The organism is Limnohabitans sp. (assembly GCF_038134685.1).
GTDB lineage: Bacteria > Pseudomonadota > Gammaproteobacteria > Burkholderiales > Burkholderiaceae_C > Limnohabitans_A.
Map to the genome: position 1 here is coordinate 1 of NZ_JAYPVP010000017.1, position 24,210 is coordinate 24,210.

The 24,210-nt window shown below is 57.6% G+C and carries 24 protein-coding genes and 1 pseudogene; 8 read left to right on the forward strand and 17 right to left on the reverse strand.

Annotated elements, in window-relative coordinates:
• The 11 genes and pseudogenes from AAFM15_RS08360 to AAFM15_RS08410 all read right to left on the reverse strand — a co-directional run.
• Positions 1 to 582, reverse strand: a pseudogene (locus tag AAFM15_RS08360) (hypothetical protein); the annotation flags it as partial.
• A gap of 93 nt (positions 583 to 675) precedes the next feature.
• Positions 676 to 1,287, reverse strand: a complete 612-nt coding sequence (locus tag AAFM15_RS08365) for an excisionase family DNA-binding protein (protein WP_341686258.1) — start codon at positions 1,285 to 1,287, stop codon at positions 676 to 678.
• A 110-nt stretch (positions 1,288 to 1,397) separates the two neighbouring features.
• Positions 1,398 to 3,644, reverse strand: coding sequence for a CHASE2 domain-containing protein (locus tag AAFM15_RS08370; protein WP_341686259.1), 2,247 nt, complete (start codon positions 3,642 to 3,644; stop codon positions 1,398 to 1,400).
• 2 nt (positions 3,645 to 3,646) lie between these two features.
• The gene (locus tag AAFM15_RS08375) at positions 3,647 to 5,017 is read right to left on the reverse strand and encodes a FecR domain-containing protein (RefSeq protein WP_341686260.1); all 1,371 of its coding nucleotides are present in this window, start codon (positions 5,015 to 5,017) and stop codon (positions 3,647 to 3,649) included.
• Positions 4,947 to 5,687 (reverse strand): response regulator transcription factor, encoded by a 741-nt coding sequence (locus AAFM15_RS08380; protein ID WP_341686261.1) that lies wholly within the window; start codon positions 5,685 to 5,687, stop codon positions 4,947 to 4,949. Before AAFM15_RS08380 ends, AAFM15_RS08375 begins: the two co-directional genes overlap by 71 nt.
• Before the next feature lie 4 nt (positions 5,688 to 5,691).
• Positions 5,692 to 6,843 carry an HlyD family efflux transporter periplasmic adaptor subunit gene (locus AAFM15_RS08385; protein ID WP_341686262.1) on the reverse strand — a complete coding sequence of 384 codons (1,152 nt, stop codon included), beginning with the start codon at positions 6,841 to 6,843 and terminating at the stop codon, positions 5,692 to 5,694.
• A complete protein-coding gene (locus AAFM15_RS08390; RefSeq protein WP_341686263.1) occupies positions 6,840 to 8,924 on the reverse strand; it encodes an ATP-binding cassette domain-containing protein in 2,085 nt (694 codons plus the stop codon). Before AAFM15_RS08390 ends, AAFM15_RS08385 begins: the two co-directional genes overlap by 4 nt.
• A gap of 20 nt (positions 8,925 to 8,944) precedes the next feature.
• The gene (locus AAFM15_RS08395; protein WP_341686264.1) at positions 8,945 to 10,219 is read right to left on the reverse strand and encodes a TolC family protein; all 1,275 of its coding nucleotides are present in this window, start codon (positions 10,217 to 10,219) and stop codon (positions 8,945 to 8,947) included.
• A gap of 171 nt (positions 10,220 to 10,390) precedes the next feature.
• Complete coding sequence (gene coq7, locus AAFM15_RS08400; protein ID WP_341686265.1) at positions 10,391 to 11,017, reverse strand: 2-polyprenyl-3-methyl-6-methoxy-1,4-benzoquinone monooxygenase; 627 nt, start codon at positions 11,015 to 11,017, stop codon at positions 10,391 to 10,393.
• On the reverse strand, positions 11,014 to 11,505 hold the full coding sequence (locus AAFM15_RS08405; protein WP_341686266.1) for a hypothetical protein: 492 nt from the start codon (positions 11,503 to 11,505) through the stop codon (positions 11,014 to 11,016). The genes coq7 and AAFM15_RS08405 overlap by 4 nt, the downstream gene beginning before the upstream one ends.
• Positions 11,502 to 11,801 carry a nucleotidyltransferase domain-containing protein gene (locus tag AAFM15_RS08410; RefSeq protein WP_341686267.1) on the reverse strand — a complete coding sequence of 100 codons (300 nt, stop codon included), beginning with the start codon at positions 11,799 to 11,801 and terminating at the stop codon, positions 11,502 to 11,504. The genes AAFM15_RS08405 and AAFM15_RS08410 overlap by 4 nt, the downstream gene beginning before the upstream one ends.
• A 315-nt stretch (positions 11,802 to 12,116) precedes the next feature.
• On the opposite strand from AAFM15_RS08410, the gene AAFM15_RS08415 reads away from it, so the two are divergent.
• Positions 12,117 to 12,989: a porin gene (locus AAFM15_RS08415; protein ID WP_341686268.1), complete on the forward strand. Its 873-nt coding sequence runs from the start codon at positions 12,117 to 12,119 to the stop codon at positions 12,987 to 12,989.
• Positions 12,990 to 13,321: 332 nt separating this feature from the next.
• Here the strand turns inward: AAFM15_RS08415 and AAFM15_RS08420 are convergent, their stop codons facing one another.
• A complete protein-coding gene (locus tag AAFM15_RS08420) occupies positions 13,322 to 14,254 on the reverse strand; it encodes a porin (protein WP_341686306.1) in 933 nt (310 codons plus the stop codon).
• Positions 14,255 to 14,291: 37 nt separating this feature from the next.
• Between AAFM15_RS08420 and AAFM15_RS08425 the strand changes: the two genes are divergently transcribed.
• Positions 14,292 to 15,515 carry a hypothetical protein gene (locus tag AAFM15_RS08425; RefSeq protein ID WP_341686269.1) on the forward strand — a complete coding sequence of 408 codons (1,224 nt, stop codon included), beginning with the start codon at positions 14,292 to 14,294 and terminating at the stop codon, positions 15,513 to 15,515.
• 19 nt (positions 15,516 to 15,534) lie between these two features.
• On the opposite strand, the gene AAFM15_RS08430 is transcribed toward AAFM15_RS08425, so the two are convergent.
• From AAFM15_RS08430 to AAFM15_RS08450, 5 genes are read right to left on the reverse strand one after another with little or no spacing between them, the layout of a single operon-like run.
• Complete coding sequence (locus tag AAFM15_RS08430) at positions 15,535 to 15,804, reverse strand: BrnA antitoxin family protein (protein ID WP_341686270.1); 270 nt, start codon at positions 15,802 to 15,804, stop codon at positions 15,535 to 15,537.
• Positions 15,764 to 16,036, reverse strand: coding sequence for a BrnT family toxin (locus AAFM15_RS08435; protein ID WP_341686272.1), 273 nt, complete (start codon positions 16,034 to 16,036; stop codon positions 15,764 to 15,766). Before AAFM15_RS08435 ends, AAFM15_RS08430 begins: the two co-directional genes overlap by 41 nt.
• A 34-nt stretch (positions 16,037 to 16,070) precedes the next feature.
• Complete coding sequence (locus AAFM15_RS08440) at positions 16,071 to 17,558, reverse strand: tripartite tricarboxylate transporter permease (RefSeq protein WP_341686273.1); 1,488 nt, start codon at positions 17,556 to 17,558, stop codon at positions 16,071 to 16,073.
• A gap of 24 nt (positions 17,559 to 17,582) precedes the next feature.
• Positions 17,583 to 18,047, reverse strand: coding sequence for a tripartite tricarboxylate transporter TctB family protein (locus tag AAFM15_RS08445; RefSeq protein ID WP_341686274.1), 465 nt, complete (start codon positions 18,045 to 18,047; stop codon positions 17,583 to 17,585).
• A complete protein-coding gene (locus tag AAFM15_RS08450; RefSeq protein WP_341686275.1) occupies positions 18,044 to 19,018 on the reverse strand; it encodes a tripartite tricarboxylate transporter substrate-binding protein in 975 nt (324 codons plus the stop codon). Before AAFM15_RS08450 ends, AAFM15_RS08445 begins: the two co-directional genes overlap by 4 nt.
• Positions 19,019 to 19,124: 106 nt before the next feature.
• Between AAFM15_RS08450 and AAFM15_RS08455 the strand changes: the two genes are divergently transcribed.
• The 6 genes from AAFM15_RS08455 (at position 19,125) to AAFM15_RS08480 (ending at position 24,194) form a co-directional block, all read left to right on the forward strand.
• Complete coding sequence (locus AAFM15_RS08455) at positions 19,125 to 19,835, forward strand: response regulator (protein WP_341686276.1); 711 nt, start codon at positions 19,125 to 19,127, stop codon at positions 19,833 to 19,835.
• Positions 19,828 to 21,216: a sensor histidine kinase N-terminal domain-containing protein gene (locus tag AAFM15_RS08460; protein WP_341686277.1), complete on the forward strand. Its 1,389-nt coding sequence runs from the start codon at positions 19,828 to 19,830 to the stop codon at positions 21,214 to 21,216. The genes AAFM15_RS08455 and AAFM15_RS08460 overlap by 8 nt, the downstream gene beginning before the upstream one ends.
• 97 nt (positions 21,217 to 21,313) lie before the next feature.
• Entirely contained in the window at positions 21,314 to 22,081 is a 768-nt protein-coding gene (locus AAFM15_RS08465; protein WP_341686278.1) for a GntR family transcriptional regulator, read from the forward strand.
• A gap of 26 nt (positions 22,082 to 22,107) precedes the next feature.
• Complete coding sequence (locus AAFM15_RS08470) at positions 22,108 to 23,154, forward strand: aromatic ring-hydroxylating dioxygenase subunit alpha (protein WP_341686307.1); 1,047 nt, start codon at positions 22,108 to 22,110, stop codon at positions 23,152 to 23,154.
• Positions 23,151 to 23,453 carry a 2Fe-2S iron-sulfur cluster binding domain-containing protein gene (locus tag AAFM15_RS08475; protein ID WP_341686279.1) on the forward strand — a complete coding sequence of 101 codons (303 nt, stop codon included), beginning with the start codon at positions 23,151 to 23,153 and terminating at the stop codon, positions 23,451 to 23,453. The genes AAFM15_RS08470 and AAFM15_RS08475 overlap by 4 nt, the downstream gene beginning before the upstream one ends.
• Positions 23,454 to 23,462: 9 nt before the next feature.
• A complete protein-coding gene (locus AAFM15_RS08480; RefSeq protein WP_341686280.1) occupies positions 23,463 to 24,194 on the forward strand; it encodes an alpha/beta hydrolase in 732 nt (243 codons plus the stop codon).
• Positions 24,195 to 24,210 lie beyond the last annotated feature (16 nt).

A 24,210-nucleotide genomic window follows, 5' to 3' on the forward strand; every position in this document is an offset into this window, starting at 1 on the left:
GTCTACTGGGTCTACTGGGTCTACTGGGTCTACTGGGTCTACTGGGTCTACTGGGTCTACTGGGGTGCTGCGGACGGTGGAGCTAGACAGTGCCACCCCACTGGCTACAAAGCCACCGATGAGGGCACTCATGGATGTTTGCGTAGCGGGCAGAACAGATGCACTGGCAGTCGATACCACGCTTTCCCAAATAAGCACTTCACTCACAGCGCTGTCTGCCAGCAAAGTATGGCTGCTGACCTGGATATACGCTTGAGCCGTATTTTCGGTAACTATGACAAATTCACTGGCGGACTCAACCGCGGCAATTGACGGATCGTTTGGATAGAAATCCTGCAATTCGAGCGTTGTTCCTGACTGTAGCTCCACATGAAGGTCCCGGTTTTTTCGCTGTACCTTCTTGACGCTTTGTATTTGGTCCGTAGCGGCGTCTACGATGCGATAACTGTTGCCCGGCTGCGTCCTGACGACGACAGGGCCTGGTTCAATCGGAAGTTTGAGCAGTGTGATGCCCGGATCAACGGGCTGCGTGGCAAATTCTTTCGAAAATTGAGTCGATTGCTGAAGCAAAAGTTGAGCCATGTGAGATCCAGATCGAGATGAGTTTGATCAGCTCGATTTTTCGATCGAATGGCTCAAAAAATGATAAATCTTGTAAAGGGAAACTTGAGGATTTCAGATCCAGCGATTCATTTGACTGCCGATCCATAGGGCCTGGAGATGGCTTGTCTTGAGTTTGTCTGGAATCTGATGAGCGCGAATGTGCTCACTGGGGTTGGGGAGTTGGACTTTTTGCTTTGTCGTAAACAAGGTGATGATCAGACGCAGTTTTTGCTTGGTGCAACTTTTGACGAGATCTTGAATGAGCAGTTCGAGTTCGGACGTGCTGCGATCGAGTTCGATGATGAGTAAACCAAACGTACGTTGATTCAGAAGAAGCATGGCTTCCATAATGGAGCCTGTAATCTGGATCATTTCTTGATGACCAATTCGTAGCCAACCTTCTTGTTGGGCCGCTAATTTCTTGGAGTCATCTGTGATGAGCAGCACGCAGTGTTCTGTGGGTTGGTCACTGATGGCGATAGGAAAGGGGTGCTTGTGCAGGTAATCCAGCACGGATTGTCTGTGTAGCCTGCGGTGTCCACCCGATGTCCGCCAGCCCATGATTTGCTTTTCGTCGGCCAGTTTTTGCACTGTGACTGTCGATAGGCCAAGAATTTTGGCTGTTTCGCCAGAAGTGATGAAGATCTGTCTCTGGTTTGTTTGTTTAGGGGTTTTGGGCTTCATGAGAGCTCTTGCGCTGTTCAAATGAACGTATGTCAGTGATATTCGTCATTGGACTTGCAGCGTGCTGGCTAATTTATTAATTCTCGTAAATTCATTAAATGTTTTAAAAATCAGTCCGCTGCCAATGGAATGTCCAGTGCAATCCATGCCAGTGGCGTGACGCTGTCGCGATAGGGAATTTGCATATGAAATTTGCCTTCGTGACGCAGCGTGGTGGTTTTGACAAATTTGAGACCGAGTCCAAATCCTTTGATGTCTTGGAGTGGTTGTAAATTTCCAATGGGGTTGAGGATTTCGATACGTGCCATGGATTGCTTTTGATCGTGGTGGATCGATGTGCGGATGGTGACTTGGCTACCCGATACACCATGTCGGATTGCGTTGTGCAGAAGGTTGAGCAGTGCGCGGATCACGAGGTGTGTATCTACCATGACGCGAAAGAGAGAGTGGGTTTCAATGAGCTGAAGTTGCACTTGGTGTTGCTCAGCCAGTGGTTGTGCCTGCTCGATAGCGTCGTCTAGCAAGTCGCTGAGCAGGCAGCTGGTGAGGTGCAAGGGCATTTCCTGGGCTTGGCTGTGGACGATGAAGCCGTCCATCATGTCCATGAGCCGCTGTGCACTTTGAGAGATCTGTTCTGCACAAGTCTGTACTTGGGGCATGTTGCCGACGGGCAGCTGCAGCAGTCGCTTTTTGAGAGCCAAGATGGTAGCGATGGGCGTGCGCATATCGTGCGACAGGAACTGAAGTGTTTGTTCGCGTTGTATCTGATGTCGTTGATTGGCCGTGATGTCGGTGAGTGTGATGAGTTTGAGTTTGTACGAGTCGGCGCTTTGAATTTCTGAAGTTTCCAGCACAAAGTAAAGGTTGGGCAGGTTGTATTGACTGAGACTGACGATGATTTCCTCCTTGCTGGATGAGGTAGCCCGTGATGTGGATACTTTCAGAGCGCTGATCAATTGTTCAAAGTCGTAGTGAGTGCTCTGGTTGGTTGCGAGATTCAACTTTCTGGCCAGGCTGTTCATAGCCTGGTTGCTGATCAGGTGTTTGTTGTTGATGTCAAAGATGGCTACAGGAGCCGGGATTTGCTGCAGGATGTTGTTGAGCAGCTGAAGATCGTTGGTTTGAAGTTCAATAGCGGTATTGAGTTTTTTGACGACGCGGTGTGTCTGGTCGGTGAAGGGGTCGAATGTTGGCTGCGAAGAAGGTTCTGGGATGGCCTCTCCAAGCTGCAAAGCGGTGCTGTGCTGCGTTTTTCCAAGTTGGTCTTTGATTGCGCTGACGGTGGTCATGAGCCTTCGCCATGACCAGAAGCCACCCATGAAGCTGATGACGATACCGCACGGAACGATGTTGATCCAGATGTTGAATCTGCTGAGCAAGACATAGTCAATGACACAGATTGCAGTCAACGCCGCTGCGGTGACAACAAAGACTCTGGATGGATTGCTCCAGAAGAGCAGCAGCGAGATGAGGGTCAGTAAAATGGCGCCCAGAATCCATGCTGTTGAATCCGGGAGAACATTGATCCATTGGTCGTTGAGGGCTTCGTTGAGGATGCTGGCAACGATATAGATACCCGGGGTGCTTGCACCGTTGATGCCAGAGTAGATGGTGGAGTGGTTGTCTCCCAGGCTGGAACTCGTCAGTCCGATCAGGATCCATTTGTCCTTGAAGATATCGCTTGCCAAGTATGGGCTCTGTACGTCGGATAGAGAGATGGTGGTGAAGCCTACTTCAGGATCGACCATCCGGAATCTTTGAGATGTTTGTCTCTGGTTGTAGGTTTTGACTTTGTCAATTGCTTTAGGGTCTCCGCTTCGCAGCACCATGGCCAGTGCCATGTGAGGTAATTGGTTGATGCTGTGGGGAATACTGCGGCTGATACCGTCCAGGTCGTAATTGAGCTGGATGTGCCCATACGTTTTGACTGCATGGGCCAGGCTGGGGGTCGTTTCCATGCTTCGCTCTGGTGGCGCTGGCAGGACGACAGGCAGGTCTTTCATGGCATGGGCCAGTTGTACGTCGTCATCTGTGGCATCAATAAAAAGCAGGTCCAGACCGATGGCTTTGGGTCGGTTGGCTGGATCGCTCATGCGCTGCAGGAGATGGGCGTAATGTCTCCGCTTCAAGGGCCAACCCCCCAGTTCTTCAAGGGTGCGATCGTCAATGCCTACTACAACGATGTCGGATCTGGCGGTGTAGCCCTTCTGCATCAGCATGGAGTCGTAGAGCCGTAAATTGGCGCTGCTGCCAAACATCATGTGGTGCAGGCCGCTCAGCAGCAGCTGCGCGCATAGCAGGGTGATCAGCCAGTCAAGAGCTGGGTGGTGCTTCCAGCCTGCTGGAATCAAGCGCATCGTCACTGCGATGCGACAGTTCTGGGGCTGGACAAGATGAAGTCACCTTGTGTCCTGATAGCCTGAGACGGTTGAGCACTTGAAGATGATGAGTTGTACTCAATACTCCACTGGTAGTGCCCAGGCTTGAGCCCTGCTGCGATCATGCTGGCCATCGTGCCTGATATTTGTGTGCTCAGCATGGTTTGTGACGTCTGACCCTGGATGTGTTTGAGCTCAAAGCGCTTGATGTGTCCTTGTGCTTCACTCAAGTCAAATGGAATGTTGCAAGCTGGCTGACCACACATGGCATAAGTGGCTGATGGCCCTTTAAGCCCACTGGGGGTAATGGACGCGGCCCGGTAGAGTTCTGCCGCCGACGTTGGATTTACCGGCGGTAACACATACGGTGATGGCGTGATGTGTGGAGTCTCCTCCACCGAGGTGTTGGCATTGGCAAGTTTCTCGATGGCATAAGCGCTTGCATGTGTGACGGGCAGGAAGACCCAGCCTTGAGTTTGGCTGTTGTGCGATAGCTGTGGCGCCGGCAGCAACTTTTCTGGCTCGTGGCTTTGACCTTCTGCGCTGATCACAAGTCCTTCGAGTTTGTCGATGGTCGTCGCCTGTTGATCTGAGTTGCCGTGAGCCTGGACTTTCCCTTCGAGTACTTCAATCAGGGTGTCTTGTTGCTGCGGTGAGAGGCCCACTCGGAATTGTGTGCCGCGAACACCGGTGGTTGCTTTAGGGGTCTGGACTTCGATGCGCGAGCGAGCAGGACGCTGTTTGTAGATGTCCAGTCCCAGTCGACCTTGAAGCAGGCGAATTTGTACCAAGGGTGCTTTATGCAGCACTTGCTGACGCAAGACGTCCAGGCGTACGACCGCACCAGAGGGAAGATACAGGCGCGATCCGTCTTGAAGCAGCAGGCCAACCTTGCATCCGATCGGAACCTTGATGGTGCTGCCTTCTGCCAGCCATTGGTCTGGCGCCAGGACTCTACCGTCAGAAAGCTCGGGTAAGAGTGTGCCTGTGCAAGTCATTTGCGAGACGCGCAGTGGAGATGAGTCCTGACGTAGCCAGCTTTGCGGAACTTTAAGTGCGTGACCTGGCCGCAAAGCAGTAATGCTGTGGCTCGGGTTTATTGTCTTGAGTTGATGCAGCGCTTGCGCACTGTCCTCAGGCAGTTGCAAGTCTCCAATCAGACTTGCCAAAGTATCTCCAGGCTGGACGGTGTAGGACGTGAGCTCATGAGGCTCGGTGCTGGGCGCGAATGCCTCCGTGCAATGAGCGCTGCTGTGCAGGCAAATAACGGCTGCAAAGGTTTTAAAGAGGTGTTGAGGTACGGAATTCATCTGATGAACTTTCTGCACTGATGATTCGATAACCAAATCCATGAATGGCTTTGAGGCGCAGTAACCTGGAGGTTGCCGACAAGTCGAGCTTGATGCGGATTTGAGAGATATGCACATCCAGTGTTCGAGAGCACGCGTCATCATCTCTGCCCCAAATGTGGGTCATCAAGCGCTTTCGCGACAGGGATCGTCCCGTGTTCTCGAACAGGAACAGGGCCAGGTTGAATTCCTTTTCAGACAGCTTGGCCACTTGGTGGTTACCTTGCGATGTCCATTGCACTGTGTTGTCCAGTCGGTTGAAGGTGTAGCCTGTGAGCTTTTGCAATGAAGTGTTCTGGCCATCGTTCTTGTAGGCCCTGCGCCCGAGGGCGGCAATGCGTGCCATGAACTCGTTTTCCCTGAGTGGCTTGGCACAGTAATCGTCAGCTCCGCAAGTCAGGGCGTAGACGATTTCTTGTTCAAATTGCCGGCTGGTCAGGAAAAGAACCGGGATGGCGCTGTTGAGTTCTTCGCGAACATGTTGGAGAACGCGAATGCCACTGAGGTCAGGCACGTTCCAGTCCAGCACCAACATGTCGAATGTCTGGCGCTGCAAGGCTTTGAGCAAGGCTTTTCCGCTCGTGAAAATTTCCGCTGTGTGCTGGGCGTTCTGGAGCAGGTCCTGGGTATGTTGAGCCAGGATGTACTCGTCTTCAAGAATGGCGATGTGCATGGTCTTATCGCTCGTTGAGGGCGCCTCCAAAGGCTTTGTGCAAAGGTTTGGTGAGGTAGCTCATGATCGAGCGGCGTCGGGTCTGGATGTCAATGCTCGCGGTCATCCCGTGCTTGAGCATGTCGGTACGTAGCTTGGCTTGCTCGGAGGTGGGGTTCAGCTTTACGTGTACTCTGTAGTAAGTGCTGGAAACACCGGCTGGGCTGGTTTCATTAAGGGTGTCTGAGCTGATGTAAGTGAGTACGCCTGTCATGGTGCCGTAGGTGCTGTAGTCAAAGGCATCAAACTTGATGGCGACGGGCAAGCCTGTGTGAAGTTGGCCAATGTCGGCAGGGTTGACCTTGGCTTCAATGACCAACTCGCTGTCAGTGGGAGAGATTTGCATCAATTCGTCTCCGGCGCGCAGAACTCCACCTACCGTGTTGACCTTGAGGTACTTGACGATGCCTGCTGTGGGTGTTGTCAATTCAGTGTGCTCAAGGACACTTTGTCGTTCTTCCAGTTTGTGCTGATGGGTAGATAACTCGTCGTGGAGGCGGATGACTTCTAGCCTTGCCTCTTGCTGGTATTTGTTGCGGACCGACTGGAGTCGACTTTCGATTTCGCTGACTTGGCGTTGTGTGCGCAGCACTTCCACTTTGCTGGCATCGCCTGTGGTGAAAAGGTTGAGGTTCATTTGATGTTCCTCCAGCGCTAGCTTCAGGGCGGTGCGCTGCGCATGGAGTTCGTCATCAAGTCCCTGACGACGCTGTAGGTAATGCGCCATTTGGGCCTGTATGAATTCAGGGTATTGCTGCAAAGGGTCGGTAAAAACGGGTGTCCTCAGTTGCGCTTCTGCATGTGCCCGGATGAGAGCGATCTGTAGTGAGGCTACTTTGGCCTGCGTTTCTGAATAGGCTGCATGGCTACGGTCTTTCTCCAGGACGGCCAGTCGCTCGCCTGCCTCTACTTGTTGACCTTCGTGTACAAGGATCTCGGACAGTACGCCACCATCTGCCGTCTGGATGATTTGGGTTCGTGTGCCAGGAATGATCTGGCCTGTCGCACGTACGCTTTGGTCGATATCAAACCAGCTGGCCCACGCGATGAAGCCGGTCAGACCGCATGCCATGACCAAGGTCATGCTGGGACGAAAGTTTTGTATCTGGCGTTTCATGTTGCAGTTCCCTGCGGGGTGCCCGCCAAGCGTGCTAAAGCGACGTCTTTAGGAGCATCCAGCACGATTCGGTGCTTGGCGACAACGACGATGCGATTGACCAGCTCTAGCAGCTCGTTTTTGTGGGTGACCAGAATGAGGGTGTCTTCGGGACGCAGGCGTTGCTTGAGGACCTGGATGATGCGATGCTCAATGTTTTTATCCATCGAAGCGGTCGGCTCGTCGAGCAGCCAGATGCGAGGACGTCTGAGGATGACACGTGTGAAGTTGAGCAGCTGGCGTTGTCCTCCTGATAGACCCAATCCGCCTTCGTCAATGACTTGATGTAGTCCTTGCGGATGTGGGTGTATGACGTTGGCCAGCAAGCCGGTTTCCTGCGCAGCAGCGAGGATGGCTTCGTCTCCAGGGTCGGGCATACCCAGAATCAGGTTTTCGCGCAGTGTGCCGGCAAACAGGCGCCCTTCTTGCTGGAGGTAACCCATGCGTTCGCTGAGGACGGGTTTGGCGATGTGTGACAAATCGATACCATCGAGTGTGATGGTGCCGATTTGCGGTTTGTACATGCCGCTGAGCATGCGCAGCAAAGTGGTTTTTCCAGAGCCAATAGGGCCCAGTACGCCTATTTTTTCTCCCGCTGCAATACGCAGATTAGGGATGTTCAGTGCGGGTGTGATGCCGTGACTGAATTGAAGTTTCTCGATGTTATAGTCGCCCCGAACAGTGCTCAGCACAATCGGGTGCTCTATGCCGTGGTGGTCGTCATGCAATGCCCACAAGTGCTCTAGCGATTTGAGTGCTGCTTTTGCATGTGCCCATTGTGTGATTTGTTGAGGCAGTTGGCTGACGGGTGTGAGGATACGGCCAGACAAAATGGTGCAGGCGATCAGAGCACCCATGGTCATTTCTCCCTGTGAGACCCACAGTGCGCCTGTGGCCACTATCAGGACATAAGACAGTTGCTGCATGGCTGCAATCAAATACTGGTTGTGCTCGCCCAGTTGTCGCATGTGTTTGTCTTCCTGCCTGGACTGGTCTGTGTTTTGCATCCAGCGGGTCAGCATGCGCCAGCCGCTTTGTCCCGATTTGATGGTTTCAGCCCCTTCGATGGCTTCGACCAGAAGTCCTGTCTTGCGGTGGCTGGCTTGTTGTACTTGCATGCCAAGTTGTTCGATACGCTGGTGCGACCACACGCCCAGTGCTACTGATGCAAGTAAAAATACGAGTGGGATGACGGCCAGCCAGCCTCCGAGTGCTACCACGACGCAAGTGAATATCAGTGCGAACGGAATTTCCACCAACCATTGCGTCGCGCAATTGGTCAGGAACTGGCGAATGGTTTCGTAACTTCTGAGTTGCGAAGCCAAAGCGCCAACTTTGCGCGGCATCTGATCCAGGCGGATGGCCAGAAATTTGGAATAAACAGCACGGGAGAGTTGCTGATCGACATGGTCAATGATGTTGTCGTACAGGCGCGACCGTGTCCACTTGGCTATCAGTTCGAAGGCTGTGGCGCCAATCACGCCCAAGGTCAGGACCCAGAGGGTTTGACGGGCTGAGGTTGGAATGACCCGGTCATATACCTGCATGCTGTACATGGAAGCCGCAAGTGCAACGATGTTGATCATGACGCTGCCGAGCAGGGCCTCGACAATTTCCCTTCGACGGGTGTTGATGGCTCTTTTGACGTGTTCAAGCACTGGACTGGCGTTGTTGACACTGTCAAAGTGCAGTTGTGTCACCAGTAGCCCACCAAGCGAGGGCAGGCAGATTTCCTGCCAGCCCGCCTTGTCGGTGTTCCAGCTCTCCATGACCCATTCGGATTGAGCAGACTGGCTATGCAAAACAGCCCACCCCGTTTGAGGGCGATGGACCAGACAAGGCAGACAGGTGGGGTCAATTTCCTGCGGATCGCGCCAGCGCAAGCGTATTGTTGGCCAGTGTTTGACCAGAGACTGCAATTGCTTTTTAGGATCTTGTTCTTGTTGGAGGCTGTCGGTCATGGTCACAAAGAGCGCGCTCTTGTCCAGGAATTGACCTTGCCGTTGTGCCAGCCTTAGCAGTGCAGGAAACAATGTGATCATGGGTGTAGTTGTCCAATCTCTCAGGGCGAGGTGGCTGGTTTTTCCAGGCCCCGAGTCAGGATGTGCAGGCGCCAGGCCGCGGTCAGTGCCATGGCCTGTGCCTCTGCGATCTGGACGTGTGCCTGGGTCAGTTCGCGCGCAGCGTTCATCACATCAATCCAGGTTTTTCGGCCTGCATTGAACTGTCGGGCATAGGCTTCCTGGATGGACTGGCTTGCTTGCACGTGCAACGCGAGGCTGGTTATGCGGTCCTGGCTGGCGCGTAGCCAGAGCACTTCTGTCTGTATTTGTTCCCGCAAGTTCCTGTGTGCAGCTTCGACTTCGGCTTCAATAGCGCGTTCCCTTTGCAGCAGGCTGTCCATTTGCTTGCTCAGGCTCAAGCCGGCGCCAGTTGAGGCTGTCAAGCCGATAAACACCCGGTTGCCGGAAAATGCTTGGGGGGTATCGGCACTGCCGGCCTGGTGCTCTGCCCGCACATAAATCTCGGGCCAGCGAGTGGCAGCTTTTTCTTCGCGCTCATGAACTACGATAGCCTGTTGTGCTTTGAGGCGTTCCAATATAGGGGCTTGCTCGATCGCCTGTGCGTGAAGGGCTTCTTCAAATAGAGTATCGATCACAGGTGCCGGGGTGTAAGACGCTTTCAGACTTGAAATGCTCAGGCCCTGGCTGCTGAGCTCTTGTAACCTTGTCAAAGCCACAGCGCCTTGTGTACGCGTGTTTTGTACTTCTGCACGGAGTTGTTCGAGTCTTGCCGTGCTGAGTGTGACCTCGCCCTGAGCTGAGGCGCCTTGCTGGGCCCGATGACTGATTTGTCGTTTCAGCTCAGTATGGATGGCCAGACTGTTCTCCAGGGCCTGATGTTTATGCTCGGCTGCCCACCACTCACCATAAGCCTGAACGATTCGTAGACCGAGTTGAATCTGGGTTTCGCTAAGTTGGGCTATGGCCAGTCGATGCTGTGCCCGTGTTTTATCCAGATTGGCTGTCAGGCGCCCCCCTGTCCATAGCGGTTGTTGCAGCCTTGCCAATGCGACGCTCTGCCCGCTGGCATAGGCGTTGTCCGCATGACTGCGGCTTTGTGCTTTTTCCCAGCTCAGGTTGAACGAAGGAAGAAACTGCTGCTGCGCCAGCTCGATGTCGGATTGACTGGCCCGAACCTGGGCTTCTTGTGCGCGAACGCTGGGGTGGCTGTCGAGACTGGTTGCAATGAGCTGTTGCAGGCTTTGTGAGTGGAGCCACTGAGGCCACATCAGCATCAGCAACACCCATGTGGATCGCTGGATATGGAACTTCATGGGGGCACTGCCAATGTTTTGATTTACCTGGTTTTTGTGAATCTTTAAAAATTATTTTTGATTTATTTGATTGGCCAAAGATCAGGATTTGTAAATTCCAGAGCGCACAAGGCCAGCCCTGTGCGGTTGGCACACGACTTGGCTGGGGCAGGCCCCAAAGGTTTGGAGAAGTTAGACCCGGTGCGCCACGGTGGTCATGACCCTGGCGGCGCTGCGCATCAGGCCTTGCACCAGGGACGGCAGCTGCACCGCGCCTTCGCGCTGGGCCATGCGGGCGTGTTCCACCTCGTCGGTTTTCATTTGGTCGACGATGGCGCGTGAGGCGGCATCGGCCGCGGGCAGGCGCTCCATGTGGATGGCCAGGTGGGCTTCGACCTGGTTTTCGGTCTCGACCACAAAACCCAGGCTGACTTTGTCGCCGCCCAGCTTGCCGGCAGCAAAGCCAATGGCAAAGGCGCCGGCGTACCACAGGGGGTTGAGCAGGCTGGGCCGGTCGTCCAGCTGGCGCAGGCGCTCCAGCGTCCAGGCCAGGTGGTCGGTTTCCTCACGGCTGGCCTCCATGAGCTTGGCTTGCAGCGCGGGGTTGCGGCTGGCCAGGGCCTGGCCGGTGTACAGGGCCTGTGCACAGACCTCGCCCACGTGGTTGACGCGCATCAGCGCCGCAGACTCCCGGCGCTCCGCTTCAGACATTTCTACACTGGCCACCCCCTGCGCAGGGTTGGCCCGGGCGGCGCGCGGCTCGGCCCAAAGGGTGCGCAAGGCGCTGTCAGCGGCAAGGATGAGGGCGTCGGGGGTCATGGTTTTGAATTTAGCAATCGGTCAACCTCATGGGCAACTGCGTCGACAGTTTGGAAAAACAGTTCACAGGCGCCCCGGGCTTCCAGCAGGTTGTCGAGAAACACCTGCGCATCGAACATGTACTCGTGCACCAAGGCGTTGCGCAACCGTCGTGCGGCAATAAAGGTATTGGCATCACTCAAAACCTCTGCCCGTTCGGCAAAGGCCAAGGTGTCGATCAGGGTTTTGGGCGATTCCCCAACCAGAGCCGCATATCGGGGCAACAACTTTTCCCCAATATGGTCTTGCAGACGAGCAAAGCGGCTGACAAAAGCTTCTACCTTTTCGGCCAAAACCGGTTGTTCGCCAAGCGCGTTCACCCAGGCCAGGTCAATCGGAAGCGCAAACAAGGTCTGCTGGCTGTAAAGCAAATGAGCCGCTTCCCGCTGGGCAAGCTCTACAGCCTGCTGCATGGCCGGCGCGTGTTCAGGCAAATAACGCAGCGTCACAACAAAACTCCTGTTTCCCGGGCCAGCTTCATGACCGGGGCTTCGGCGGTGCGGGCGTCTTTGAGCAAGACATCGATCTTGCGATCGCCCAGCTGACGAATGAGCGACACGTACAAGGCCGACTCGCGCGCCGTTCGGTCGGGCAAGGCGTGAGGGGTTTCAAACATCAGGTCAATATCCCCGCCGCGGCGAGCATCGTTCACGCGCGAACCGAACAAAGTAACCCGCGCGTCAGCACCCAGCACAGTCTGTGCTGTGAGCTTGATAGCCTGGATTTGATCGTTTGTGAGTCGCATGTAGGGATTTTGGCTGAAAACCGGTGACGCTGGCAGTCAATGTAGCCAAATGCTTCGCCCCTGAACTTGATAAATCACATGAAGTTGTGCGCCCACATTGCTGGTTTTTTGAACAAATCTACGGAAAAACCCGAGTTTCTGTTGCATGGCCGCAACAAAAGGCCCGTTTTTTGACCAGTCAGGGTGGAAAACGTCACAAGAGTCTGTTTCAATACGCTCAACCTTCAGAAAACGGAGGTTGGCTCGGGGTTCCAAGGGAAGAATTCGCTTCCCCCAACACCGGGACCCTTGTCTAACTCTTTGGAGAAATTTGCAATGAAAAAGACTCTGATTGCTCTGGCTGCCCTGGCTTCCACCGCTGCTTTCGCTCAATCCGTTACCCTGAGCGGTAACATGGGTTATGGCGTGTCTCAAGTTGGTACTGGCACTGCCGCTCTCGGTTTGACCGATGGTGGTTTCACTTTCGCAGCTACTGAAGATCTGGGTGGCGGTATGAAAGTTTCCGCATCCCAATCCGTGGCAGTTAAAGGTCACGACAACGCTGCTAAGGCCGACGGTGGCTTCCTGGCGATTTCTGGTGGCTTCGGCGAATTGAAAGTTGGTCAGGCTTGCGCAGGCAAAGCTCTGGGCGAAGGTAACCTGGGCGGCGCTTACGGTTTGGCCCACGCCTTCGGCAACGGTACTGATTGCAGCGCCAACTGGCAATATGGTCTGTACACCTTGCCCACCATGGTGCAAGGTCTGACCGTTGCTGCTCGTATCAGCAAAACTGCTGGCGACATCAGCGTTGAGGGTTTCAGCGCTGCTGAGAACAGTGCTCAGTTGCGTTTGGCCTACGCTAACGGTCCTCTGAGCGCAGCTTACTATGTCCGTAGCAACACCGGTGAAATCCACGCTTCTTATGATCTGGGCGTTGCCAAGGTTTCCTTCGGTATGGACACCAAGACCTCTACCGCTACAAACGAGCGTACGGAAGTTGGCGTGAGCGTTCCCATGGGCGCCACCACCTTCTCTCTGGGCTATGGCAAGCAAAAAGACACCAACATCAAGGGTACCCAAGTTGGCGTCAAGTACGCTCTGAGCAAGCGCACTTCCATCGATGCAGTGTACGGTTCGTTCACCAACGCTCTGAACGGTTCCGCTGCTGTGAAAGACGCATCCCGCGTTCGCCTGCTGCACACTTTCTAATTTGACGCTGGGGTAACCTAGCTTCACAAAGAAAAGAGTTAAACCCCGCCGTGGCAACACGGTGGGTTTTTTTATTGGCAGTAATCTTGTGGTGTTCAAGTCATATCAAGCTTTAACACGTCACCTCATACTAGCCTTGTTGGATTGAACGATCAAACTCAAAAAATCAGGTTTCGCCTTGTCACCAATGGAGAACGAACAAAAGCTATGCCCTTGCAGTGCAAGTGCACTCTGGCGTTTTCAGGACGAATGCGAAATAAAAACCCCCACCGTGTTGCCACGGTGGGGGTTTTATTCAATCTGAAATGAAGCTGGGTTACCCCAGCGTCAAATTAGAAAGAGTGAGCCAACAGGATGGTGGTCTTCTTGTCGGTCTTGGCGCCAGCACCTTCGGTGTCGTCCCAAGAAGCGATGTTAGCCGACAGGCTAGTACGCTTGCTCAGAGCGTAAGAAACGCCAAAAGAAGTACCGGTCTTGTCACCAGCGGTAGCAGTGGTATCGTTCTTGACCCACACTGCGCCAACGGTAACAGCACCCATAGGAGCGCTCACGCCAACCATGGTGTACTTGTTATTGCCGCCACCGAAGAGTTTCTGGTTCTCGAAGCCAGCACCAACTTTAGCAACACCCAGGTCGTAGCTGCCAGAAACGCGATAACGGCTATCCAGCTTGCCGGAAGCAGGGTTCTTACCGTCTGTGAAGTCGACACCAGCGGAAACTGGACCTGCAGCATAAGAAACACCAACGGTGTAACCAACGGATTGGGCAGCAGTAGAGCCAGCAGCCGCGTTCATACCGTCTGACAGCTTAGGAGCGCCGGCGTTTTCGGTGATAGAAGCGGAGAAGGTGAAATCGCCCATTTTAGGAGCGGTGAAGCCAACGAAGTCGTAGTTGGCAGCAGCGCCCAGAACTTCACCTTCCATGTTGTTCACAGGAGCGCCAGCTTGTGCGCGACCACGAATGCCAGAGCCAATTTCCAGAGCGCCGAATTTCAGAGCACCGAAACCACCAGCCAGCTCGAGGGAGCTGTCTTCGCCGCCAACAGTAGCGCCACGAGCCAGACCACCAACAGAAACAACACCAGTAACTTTCATGCCACCGCCGAGGTCTTCAGTCACGGTTGCCTTCAGAGCAGCGGTATCCATACCGAAACCCTTGGCAGTAGTGCCAGCGGAAGCGTCTTTAGTGGACTGGTAGCCGTAAGCCACGCCGCCGGACAGGGTAACGGATTGAGCGAAAGCAGCGGTGGAAGCCAGGGCAGCCAGAGCATCTACATTGAATCTCTTTTTTGTGTCCTAAACAATGAAGAGAATTCAACCCATTCATGCCGCTGTCGGCATGAGTCTGGACGACTTTTTGCTTGACCCTTTGCACGCCGTGGCCCAGCTGGCGGGCCAGCGCGTCGCCATTTTGCGTGGTGGGTGCGTAGCGTTTTATGTGGAGCCCAGTGGGTTGTTGCAGGGCTCACCAATGTCGCACATGGACCAACCGCGCTCCGAACAGCTGCAGGCGGGCGACCGTTTTGACTTGCTCGCGGGGGAGGTGTTGGCGCACGAGGCTCTGCGGGTGCAGCGCAAGGAGTTGAGTGCGGCGTCGATGGGCATTTTGCGCAACCGCTTGGACGCGCATGTGTTGCCGCACTTCCGGGACATTCGCCCCAGCCAGATCAAGGCCCGTGATCTGGATGCCTTTGTGCAGCGGTTGACCGCGCAGCACATGTCCACCACCACCATCTCGCAATACCTGGTGATCGTGCGCAAGTTGCTCAAGCTGGCACGCAAGCAGGAATTGATTCGCGATTTGCCCGAGATGCCGCAGGTCAAAATCACCAACCGGCCGCGTGCCATGCTCACTGTGGGCGAGTACCGCCGAGTGGTGCAGGCCGCCATGCGTCTAACCCGCACACAGAGCCTGTCGCCCGAGGTCAAGGCCACCGATGGCGAGCGCGAGCGGTTTTGGGTGCAGCCGCGTAACCGCACCTTGCCGCCGGATATGGCGTGGGCGATTCGCTTCATGGTCAACAGTTTTGTGCGCCCGGGCGATGTGCGCCAGCTGCGGCACAAGCATGTGCAGGTGGTGCGTGGCGAAAGCCTGTATTTACGTCTGACTCTGCCCGAGACGAAGCGACACGACACGCCCATGGTCACGCTGCGTCCTGCGGTGCAGGTGTACGAGCGTTTGTTGGCACAGGCAAAAGCGCAAGGCCGGGGCGGCCCGGAAGACTATGTGTTTTTACCGGCCGAGCAAGACCGCAACTACGCGCTGGCGGTGCTCGGCTTCTGGTTCAAGTGGGTGCTGCGCGAGGCGGGCGTGGCTACCGAAGACACCTTTGGCCGCCCGCGCACGCTGTATTGCCTGCGGCACACCTCCATCATGTTCCGCCTCTTGTACGGGCAGGGCATTGACATGCTGACCCTCGCACGCAACGCCCGCACTTCGGTGCAGATGATCGAAAAGTTCTACGCCAGCGCCCTCAGCGGCGAGATGAATGTGGCCCTGCTGCAGAGCCGGCGCACGCAGCGTTAGGTTTGGTCGTCTTGAGTAATTAGACTCGTCCTGCCAAATGCAAAGATGCACGCAGTGTTTCGTTGATGCGTGTTTGCCAGCCTTCGCCACTTGCGCGTAAGGCGCTCAGGACGTCAGCGTCTAGGCGGATTTTGACGGCTTGTTTCGTCGTTGCTGCTTTGGGTCGGCCCCGGCTTTTGAGCTCCGTGCCTGCGTAAACATCTGCAGTCTTGAAGAAAGCTTCTGTCAGCTCAGGCGCATCGTCAGGGTCATTCCAGGTATTGGGCGTAGAACGCTTTTTCGCGGTCATTGGCTTTCCTCATGCTGATGATGCGGCGTACCTCGCCGCGTGGTGTCCAGACCATGACAATCAATCGGGCATCCAGCAATCCAACGGTGATGAATCTGTCTTCTGCATAGTCTGCCCTGGTGTCCTGTCCTGTGAAATGAGTGCCACTGAAAACTTCTGCCGCACACGCAAAGTCCAGCCCTCGTTCGTGCAGTGTTTTTTCGCGTTTGTCAGGGTCAAACTCAATTTTCACGGATTTATTGTACCCCCAATAAATAAACTTGCTTTCAGCGTTTTCCAAACATCCGCCACAGCGGCGGCGCGATCAGCAGCAGGCTGGCAATGGCCAGCAGCGTGCCCGACAGCGGGCGGGTGGCGAAGGTGGTCCAGTCGCCCATGCTGATGGTCAGGGCCTGGCGCATGGATTGCTCGGCCATGGGCGCCAAAATCAAACCCACAATCAGCGGCGCGGCCGGAAAGTCAAAGCGCCGCATCACGTAGCCGATCAGGCCAAACGCAAACAGCAGGCCCACGTTGAAGACCGAGTTACCGGCTCCGTACACCCCGGCGGTGGAGATGACGATGATGCCGGCGTACAGCCAGGGCGGCGGAATTTTCAGCAGCTTGACCCACAGGCCCACCAGCGGCAAATTGAGCACCAGCAAAATCACGTTGCCGATGTAGAGGCTGGCGATCAGCGTCCACACCAGGCTGCTTTGCGAGGCAAACAGTTGTGGCCCGGTCTGGATGCCGTAGCCCTCAAAGGCCGAGAGCATGATGGCTGCGGTGGCCGAGGTCGGGATGCCCAGGGTGAGCAGGGGCATGAGCACGCCCGCTGCCGCAGCGTTGTTGGCGGCCTCGGGGCCGGCCACGCCTTCGATGGCACCGTGGCCAAATTCTTCAGGGTGCTTGCTCAGTTTTTTCTCGGTGTAATACGACAGCAGCGTGGGCAGTTCGGCGCCGCCCGCAGGCATGGCCCCAATCGGAAAACCGTAGAACGCACCGCGGAACCAGGCCTTCCACGAGCGGCCCCAGTCGCTCTTGCTCATCCACAAGCTGCCCGAAAGTTTCATGACTTCGCCCGCTTTGGACTCGCGGCCTTGCCAGGCCAGGTACAGCGCTTCGCCCACCGCAAAAATGCCCACGGCGGCCACGGTGACTTCAATGCCGTCGAGCAAGGCGGCTTCGCCAAAGGTGAAGCGGGGTTGGCCGGTTTGCAGGTCGATGCCCACCAGGCCCAGCAGGGCGCCTACGGTCAGCGCGAGCAGGCCGCGTAGCATGGAGTTGCCCAGCACGGCTGACACGGCCACGACCGACAAAATCATCAGGCTGAAGTATTCGGCCGGGCCAAACGCGAGGGCGGCTTCCACCACCATGGGGGCAAAAAACGTCAGCGCCAGGGTGCCGATGGTGCCAGCCACAAAGCTGCCAATGGCAGCGGTCGCCAGAGCCTGGCCGGCGCGGCCGCGGCGTGCCATTTTGTTGCCTTCCAGCGCGGTCATCATGGACGAGGCTTCGCCCGGTGTCTTGATGAGGATGGAGGTTGTCGAGCCGCCATAGGCTGCGCCGTAATAAATGCCGGCAAACATGACGAACATGCTGGTGGCGGGCACGTGGTAAGTGAGGGGCAGCAACAGGGCAATGGTCAGCGCCGGGCCAATGCCGGGCAGCACCCCGATCAGGGTGCCGACAAAGCAGCCGACAAAACCCCACATCAGGGTGACCGGTTGCAGGGCGTTGCCAAAGCCCGCCAGCAGGGCGTCAAGAGAAGACATCAAAAACTCCGAAGAGGGTAGGGCTTACAACAACCAGGGCAAGCCTGGGCCCAGACCCACGCCCAGGATTTGGGCAAACACCACCCAGAATGTGGTGGCGATCAGACCGCAAATGGTCAAGGACTTGAGGTTGAGCGGCGCATCAAACGCACGGGCCACGCCCATGCCGCACAGGGTGCCAGGAATGATGAAACCCAGGGGAATGACCAGTGCCATGAAGGCCAGACCACCAGCCAGCAAAAACACCATGCGGGTGTTGGCGCCGGGCAGGGGGGTCTGGTCTTCCTGAAGGCTCTCGTCGGCCTGGCGTCCCCGCCAGGCGCTGATGCCATACAACACGGTCAGCACCGCCAGGCCTGCCGTCACCACGGCAGGCACCAGTGTGGCCCCAACCGTCATTTGCATGAGCGATTGGGGAATCACACTGACCTGCCAGGCGGCCACCCCGCACAGGGCGGCCAGCAAGAGGGCGACGCGCAGCGGGGTCATGCCAGGCCCAGCTCTTTCATCAGCACTTCCTTGTCGGCAATGTCCTTGGCCAGGTCACGCTCGAAGGGGCGCTCGGTCATGAAGGCGTTGGTCCACTTGCGGGTTTCCAGCTCCTGCTTCCAGGCGGCAGACTGGGTGACTTTGGTGACGAAGTCGATCAGGGTTTCGCGCTGCTTGTCGCTGATCCCGGGGGCGGCAAACACGCCGCGCCAGTTGGACTCGGAGACGTTCACGCCCAGCTCGACCAGGGTAGGCACGTTCACGCCCGGAATGCGGCTCTTGCCCGACACGGCCAACGGGATCATCTTGCCCGCCTTGATTTGTTCTTCGAACTCGGAGTAACCGGAGATGCCAGCCACCACCTGGTTGCCCAGAATGGCTGCGTTGGCGGGGCCACCGCCAGCGAAGGCCACATAAGCAGCGTCGCGTGGGCTTTGACCCAAGGCTTTGATGACCATGCCCAAAATCAGGTGGTCAGTACCACCGGCGCTGCCGCCAGCCACAGACACGGCCTTGGGGTTGGCCTTGATGGCGGCTTCGAGTTCTTTCCAGGTCTTGATCTTGCCGCTGGCGGGCACGACGATGACGCCAGCCTCTTCAGTCAGGCGGGCAATGGGCGTGACGTTTTTGATGGTGATGGGGCTCTTGTTGGCAATGCCGGCGCCGATCATGACGGAACCGCCGACCATCAGGCTGTTGCCCTGGCCTTTGCGCTGGTTCACAAAGCGGGGCAGGCCCACCATGCCGCCGGCGCCGCCGACGTTTTCAAAAGCCATGTTGCCCACCAGGCCAGCGGCCTTGGCGGCGCGTTCGATGGCGCGGGCGGTTCCGTCCCAGCCGCCACCGGGGGCTGCGGGCACGAACATGTTGATGGTGTCAAACAGGGGTTTGCCTTGGGCCCAGGCGGGCAGCACCAGGCTGGCGCCAGCGGCGGCGCTCATGCTCAGGAAGTCACGTTTGCTGATGTTCATGGAAGTCTCCTGTGTAAAAATGAAAAAACAGACGGCTCATGCCACCTTGGATCGCATTGTGGTTCGGGGCCGGGGCTGCTAACTTTCAATCACCTGTCAATTGAGCTTGGTACATACCCTCACCCCTCGTGTGCTGCTGGTGGAAGACACGCCCGACATTGCGGTGTGGCTGGCCACGGCTTTGCGACAAGCGGGGCTGGACGTCAGCCATGCGGCAGACGGGCAGGCCGCTTTGCAGGCGCTGGAGCCTGGCCATGGGCTGGATCTGGTCTTGCTGGATTTGCAGTTGCCCGGAGTGGATGGCTTGAGCGTGCTGGAGACCTTGCGCCAGCGGGGGGACGATGTGCCGGTGCTGGTGCTGACGGCGCGGGCCAGCGTGCCGGACCGCGTGCTGGGCCTGCAGTTGGGGGCCGATGATTATTTGACCAAGCCTTTTGACCTGGCCGAGCTGGAGGCGCGTATTCAGGCCTTGTTGCGCCGACCGGGGCGTATGCGCTCGCCGGTTTTGCGCCTGGGCGCGCTGGAGATGTCGGCTGATGCATCGGCTGTGCTCTGGCAAGGTCAGGCGCTGGCCCTGACCCCGCGCGAGGTGGCGGCTTTGCAGGCTTTGCTCATGTCGCCGCAGCGGCCAGTGTCCAAAGAGGGCCTGCATGAGCGGGTGTTTGGCAACGAGGCGGCCGAGCTCGAAGCGGTAGAGGTGCTGATTCACCGTTTGCGCAAAAAGCTGGAGAGCCTGACTGGTGCGGGCGGTGTACGCATTGCGACCTTTCGCGGCATGGGCTATATGTTGACCACGGGTGCGGCGCAGGATGTCTGAGCGCCAGACCTTGTCGCTGCGCTCGCGCTTGTTGCTGGGCTTGCTGTTGCCTTTGCTGGTGCTGATAGGGGCCAACGCCTGGTTTGGCTACGACCGCGCGGTACAGGCTGCCAATGAGGCTTACGACCGCTCTTTGTATCTGGCTGCGCGCACCCTGGCGGAAGACCTGCAATCCCACAACGGACGGCTGGTGTTGCAGATGCGCCCGGGCACCGGCTATTTGTTCGAAAACCATACCGGCTCGCGCTTGTTCTACCAGGTCAGCGATGCGCAGGGCCAGACCTTGCTGGGCGCCCACGATTTGCCCGCGCCGGGGGCGAATGTGGAGCGGGTGCATTTTTTTGCTTTGGTGGAGTTTGCAGATGCGCGCTACAACACCTTGCCTGTGCGCTTGGCCCGCTTGACGCATGTCTTGCCCACCGATGGCGTGGACTCGCCGGTGTTGCATGTGACGGTGGTGGAAACCCGCGAGGCACGCGATGCTTTGATTCAAACCATCTTGCTCGAGACCTTGGGCAGCCAGGCTTTGTTGCTGGTGGCGGCGGCGGTGTTTGTGTCTTTGGCGGTGCGCCGTGCGGTCAGGCCTTTGCACCAGTTGCGTGACCTGATGGAATCCAAAGCCGATGACGATTTGCGCAGCTTGCCCGACCGCCCTTGGCCGCGCGAGCTGCAGCCTTTGGTGGGCGCCATCAATGGCTATACCCAGCGTCTGGGGCGCCTGATCGGCATTCGTAAACGTTTTCTGGACAACGCTGCGCACCAGCTGCGCACGCCGCTGACAGCACTCAAGACGCAGCTGGGCTTGATGCAACGCCAAACTCCTGCCGAGCGCGACCCGGCTTTGCTGCAGGCGGCGCAGCGCACCACCGACGATGCCGTGCGGCTGACCGCGCAGCTTTTGAGCCTGACCCGCGCAGAGCATGGGCCGGACATGGACAAGAGCACCGAAGTCGAGCTGGTGGCGCTGGCCCGGCAGGTCACGGAAGACCATTTGTGGCGTTCGCACGAGCGGGGCGATGATCTGGGGTTTGAGGCGCTGGCCTCGCGTGTGGTGGTGCACGGTAATGCCTTGTTGCTGCAGGAGGCCTTGGCCAACCTGATTGACAACGCCATGCACCATGGCGGGCGTGGGGTGCACATCACCGTCAGGGTGGGGCCACGTAGCCTGGAGGTGGAGGACAACGGTCCGGGTATCGCGCCTGAGCATCAAGCCCATGTGTTCGAGCGTTTTTACCGTGCTGCTGCGGTGGGTGTCAGTGGCAGTGGCCTGGGCCTGGCCATTGTTCAGGAAATTGCGCGTCAGCACGGCGCGCAAGTGCAAGTGCACAGCCCCGTGCGCGATGGGCGAGGGACGCGGGTGCGCCTCTACTGGCCCGCCTGATTGCATACAGAAAAACCCTAATTTGCTTAAATATTGTGCAAATTAGGGGATTTTTCGGGATTCCTTGTATACATTACGACCCAAGGAGATTTGCGGCATGAATGCCTTGCGTCGTCAAACCGAGCCCGATGGTGTGCTGGAAGACTCCGCTTCTGCGGCGGTCAAGGCGCAGCTGCGCTTGCGCGAATGGGTGCTCGCTGGGGACTTGCCTGCGGGTGGCCGCGTGACCGAGGTGATGCTGGCGCAGCGCTTGGGCGTGTCGCGCACACCGGTGCGTGCGGCTTTGGTCAAGCTGGAGCAAGAGGGCTTGTTGCAGGCGCTGCCCAACGGCGGGTTTGTGGTGCGCACGTTTTCGGAGCAGGAGGTGGCCGACGCCATTGAGCTGCGTGGCACGTTGGAAGGTTTGGCGGTACGGTTGGCGGCCGAGCGCGGTGTGCGCGCGGCGGTGCTGGAGCAGGCCCGTGCCTGTCTGGACGAGATTGACGAGGCGCTGCGCGATGCGTCGCTGAGCGAGGCGATGTTCTCTCGCTATGTGGAGCTCAATGCACGTTTTCACCGTTTGTTGACCGAGATGCCGGGCAGCGAAGTACTGCGCAATGAAATTGAGCGGGCGGCGGCGCTGCCGTTTGCCTCGCCTTCGGGTTTTGTGGGTGTGCGTGTGGGCGATGCGGCGGCGCGTGATGCCCTGGTGGTGGCGCAGTACCAGCACCGACAGGTGCTGGAGGCGATTGCGCGGCGCGAGGCGGGGCGTGCAGAGGCCTTGATGCGCGAGCACTCGCGTCTGGCGCGGCAAAACATGCAGCAGGCGTTGCGCGCACCGGCCGGGCAGGGCTTGCCCGGCGTGCAATTGATTCGCTCGGCTTGAGCCGGGCTTTGAATGCGGAGATGGATATGTTTGTGATGAACACCTGGTATGTGGCCTGTTCCCTGGCCGATCTGGACGCCTTGGGCGACAAGCCTCTGGGACGCACCATATGCAACGAGAAGATGGCGTTCTTCCGTGACGGCAGTGGCAAGGTGGTGGCGGTAGAAGATTTTTGTCCGCACCGCGGCGCGCCCATGTCGCTGGGCAAGGTGTGCAAAGGCCAGCTGCGCTGCGGCTACCACGGCCTGGAAATGGATGGGACAGGCAAGGCCGTGAGCATGCCGGGCCAGCGCGTGCGCGGCTTCCCGGCGGTCAAAAGTTATGCGGTGGTGGAGCGTTACGGTTTTGTGTGGGTGTGGCCTGGCGATCAGAGCAAGGCCGACGTGGCGCAGATGCCGGTGTTCAGCTTTTTCGACGACCCGGCCTGGGCTTATGGCGGTGGGCTGTACCACGTCAAGGCCGACTACCGCCTGATGATCGACAACCTGATGGACCTGACGCACGAGACCTATGTGCACGCCACCAGCATTGGCCAGCCCGAGATTGACGAAACACCTTGCGATACCAAGGTGGACGGCGACAAGGTGGTGCTGCAGCGGCACATGGAAGGCATTCAGGCGCCGCCGTTCTGGCGCATGGCGATGCAGGCCAATGGCCTGGACCCCGAAGCCAAGGTGGACCGCTGGCAGATTTGCCGCTTTACGCCGCCGAGCCACATCATGATTGACGTGGGCGTGGCCTTGCAGGGGCACGGTGGCTTTGACGCACCGGCAGACAAAAAGGCCTACAGCGTGGTGGTGGACTTCATCACGCCCGAGACCGAAACCTCGCACTGGTACCACTGGGGCATGGCGCGCAATTTCAAGCCCGACGACGCGGCGCTGACCGACAGCATCCGCAAAGGACAGGGCACGATTTTTGGTGAAGACATGGAGATGCTGGAGCGCCAGCAAGCCAACCTGCTGCGCTGGCCCGAGCGTAAATTGCTGATGCTCAACATCGACTCGGGCGGTGTGCAGGCGCGCCGCGTGATCGACCGCTTTTTGGCACAAGAACAACAGGAGGCTTCATGAGCGCGCAAGACAACCCTTTGATCGAAGACGGCGCTGCGTTTGAGGTGCAGCTGGCGCAGCGTGGCATCACGGTGCAGGTGCCGGCGGACAAAACCTTGTTGCAGGCTTTGCTGGATGCGGGGGTGGAGGTGCCGTTTTCGTGTTCGGAAGGTATTTGCGGCACCTGTGTCACAAAGGTGCTGTGCGGCACACCGGATCACTGGGACAGTTACCTCCTGCCCGAAGAACAGGAAAAAGGCGACCAGATCATGCCCTGCTGCTCACGCAGCAAAACCGCGCGACTGACGCTGGATTTGTAAACAACCTTCATGACCATGAACGCAACCTTGGTGCTGGTGCCAGGACTGATGTGTGACCACACGGTGTGGGCCGATATGCGCACGCACATGGGCGCTACCGGGCTGGGCGCGGTGGTGCCCGACCATGGGCGCGCCAACAGCCTGACGCAAATGGCCGAGCAGATTTTGCAGCGCTACCCCGGCCCGCTGGATGTGGCCGGGCATTCGATGGGTGGGCGTGTGGCCCTGGAGATGTGGCGTTTGGCGCCCGAGCGGGTGCGGCGCCTGGCTTTGCTGGACACCGGTTTTGCGGCTTGCCCCGCTGGCGAAGCCGGCCAGGCCGAAGTGGACAAGCGCTACGCCTTGTTGGCGACGGCCAAACGCGATGGCGTGCAGGCCATGGCGCGGGTGTGGGTGCAGGGCATGGTGCATCCGCAGCGTTTGTCGGACGCAGGTCTGTTGGATGAGATTGTGGCCATGTTTGCGCGGCGCGATACGGGGCATTTCGAGGCGCAAATTCAGGCGCTGCTGGCACGCCCGGATGCCACTGCGCAGTTGCAAAGCATTCCCGGACAGGTGTGGCTGGTGTGTGGCGCGCAGGACAGCTGGTCGCCCCCTGCACAACACGAAGCGATGGCAGCGCTGTTGCCGCAGAGCACCCTGGAAGTGATTGAAGACGCGGGCCACATGGCCCCGATGGAGCGGCCGCAAGCCGTGGCGCAGGCTTTGCTGCGCTGGTTGCAGTCGCCGGCCATGGTTTGATTTTTAACCCCAAAAG

Excerpts from the sequence above, each read along its gene's own strand:
- AAFM15_RS08410 (WP_341686267.1), bottom strand. The coding sequence starts at position 11,801 with ATGCGACTCACAAACGATCAAATCCAGGCTATCAAGCTCACAGCACAG.
- AAFM15_RS08430 (WP_341686270.1), bottom strand. The coding sequence starts at position 15,804 with ATGACCGCGAAAAAGCGTTCTACGCCCAATACCTGGAATGACCCTGAC.
- AAFM15_RS08365 (WP_341686258.1), bottom strand. The coding sequence starts at position 1,287 with ATGAAGCCCAAAACCCCTAAACAAACAAACCAGAGACAGATCTTCATC.
- AAFM15_RS08385 (WP_341686262.1), bottom strand. The coding sequence starts at position 6,843 with ATGAAACGCCAGATACAAAACTTTCGTCCCAGCATGACCTTGGTCATG.
- AAFM15_RS08375 (WP_341686260.1), bottom strand. The coding sequence starts at position 5,017 with ATGGATTTGGTTATCGAATCATCAGTGCAGAAAGTTCATCAGATGAAT.
- AAFM15_RS08440 (WP_341686273.1), bottom strand. The coding sequence starts at position 17,558 with ATGTCTTCTCTTGACGCCCTGCTGGCGGGCTTTGGCAACGCCCTGCAA.
- AAFM15_RS08395 (WP_341686264.1), bottom strand. The coding sequence starts at position 10,219 with ATGAAGTTCCATATCCAGCGATCCACATGGGTGTTGCTGATGCTGATG.
- AAFM15_RS08390 (WP_341686263.1), bottom strand. The coding sequence starts at position 8,924 with ATGATCACATTGTTTCCTGCACTGCTAAGGCTGGCACAACGGCAAGGT.
- AAFM15_RS08370 (WP_341686259.1), bottom strand. The coding sequence starts at position 3,644 with ATGCGCTTGATTCCAGCAGGCTGGAAGCACCACCCAGCTCTTGACTGG.
- AAFM15_RS08460 (WP_341686277.1), top strand. The coding sequence starts at position 19,828 with ATGTCTGAGCGCCAGACCTTGTCGCTGCGCTCGCGCTTGTTGCTGGGC.
- AAFM15_RS08480 (WP_341686280.1), top strand. The coding sequence starts at position 23,463 with ATGACCATGAACGCAACCTTGGTGCTGGTGCCAGGACTGATGTGTGAC.
- AAFM15_RS08470 (WP_341686307.1), top strand. The coding sequence starts at position 22,108 with ATGTTTGTGATGAACACCTGGTATGTGGCCTGTTCCCTGGCCGATCTG.
- AAFM15_RS08450 (WP_341686275.1), bottom strand. The coding sequence starts at position 19,018 with ATGAACATCAGCAAACGTGACTTCCTGAGCATGAGCGCCGCCGCTGGC.
- AAFM15_RS08425 (WP_341686269.1), top strand. The coding sequence starts at position 14,292 with ATGAAGAGAATTCAACCCATTCATGCCGCTGTCGGCATGAGTCTGGAC.
- coq7 (WP_341686265.1), bottom strand. The coding sequence starts at position 11,017 with ATGACCCCCGACGCCCTCATCCTTGCCGCTGACAGCGCCTTGCGCACC.
- AAFM15_RS08445 (WP_341686274.1), bottom strand. The coding sequence starts at position 18,047 with ATGACCCCGCTGCGCGTCGCCCTCTTGCTGGCCGCCCTGTGCGGGGTG.
- AAFM15_RS08415 (WP_341686268.1), top strand. The coding sequence starts at position 12,117 with ATGAAAAAGACTCTGATTGCTCTGGCTGCCCTGGCTTCCACCGCTGCT.
- AAFM15_RS08380 (WP_341686261.1), bottom strand. The coding sequence starts at position 5,687 with ATGCACATCGCCATTCTTGAAGACGAGTACATCCTGGCTCAACATACC.
- AAFM15_RS08475 (WP_341686279.1), top strand. The coding sequence starts at position 23,151 with ATGAGCGCGCAAGACAACCCTTTGATCGAAGACGGCGCTGCGTTTGAG.
- AAFM15_RS08465 (WP_341686278.1), top strand. The coding sequence starts at position 21,314 with ATGAATGCCTTGCGTCGTCAAACCGAGCCCGATGGTGTGCTGGAAGAC.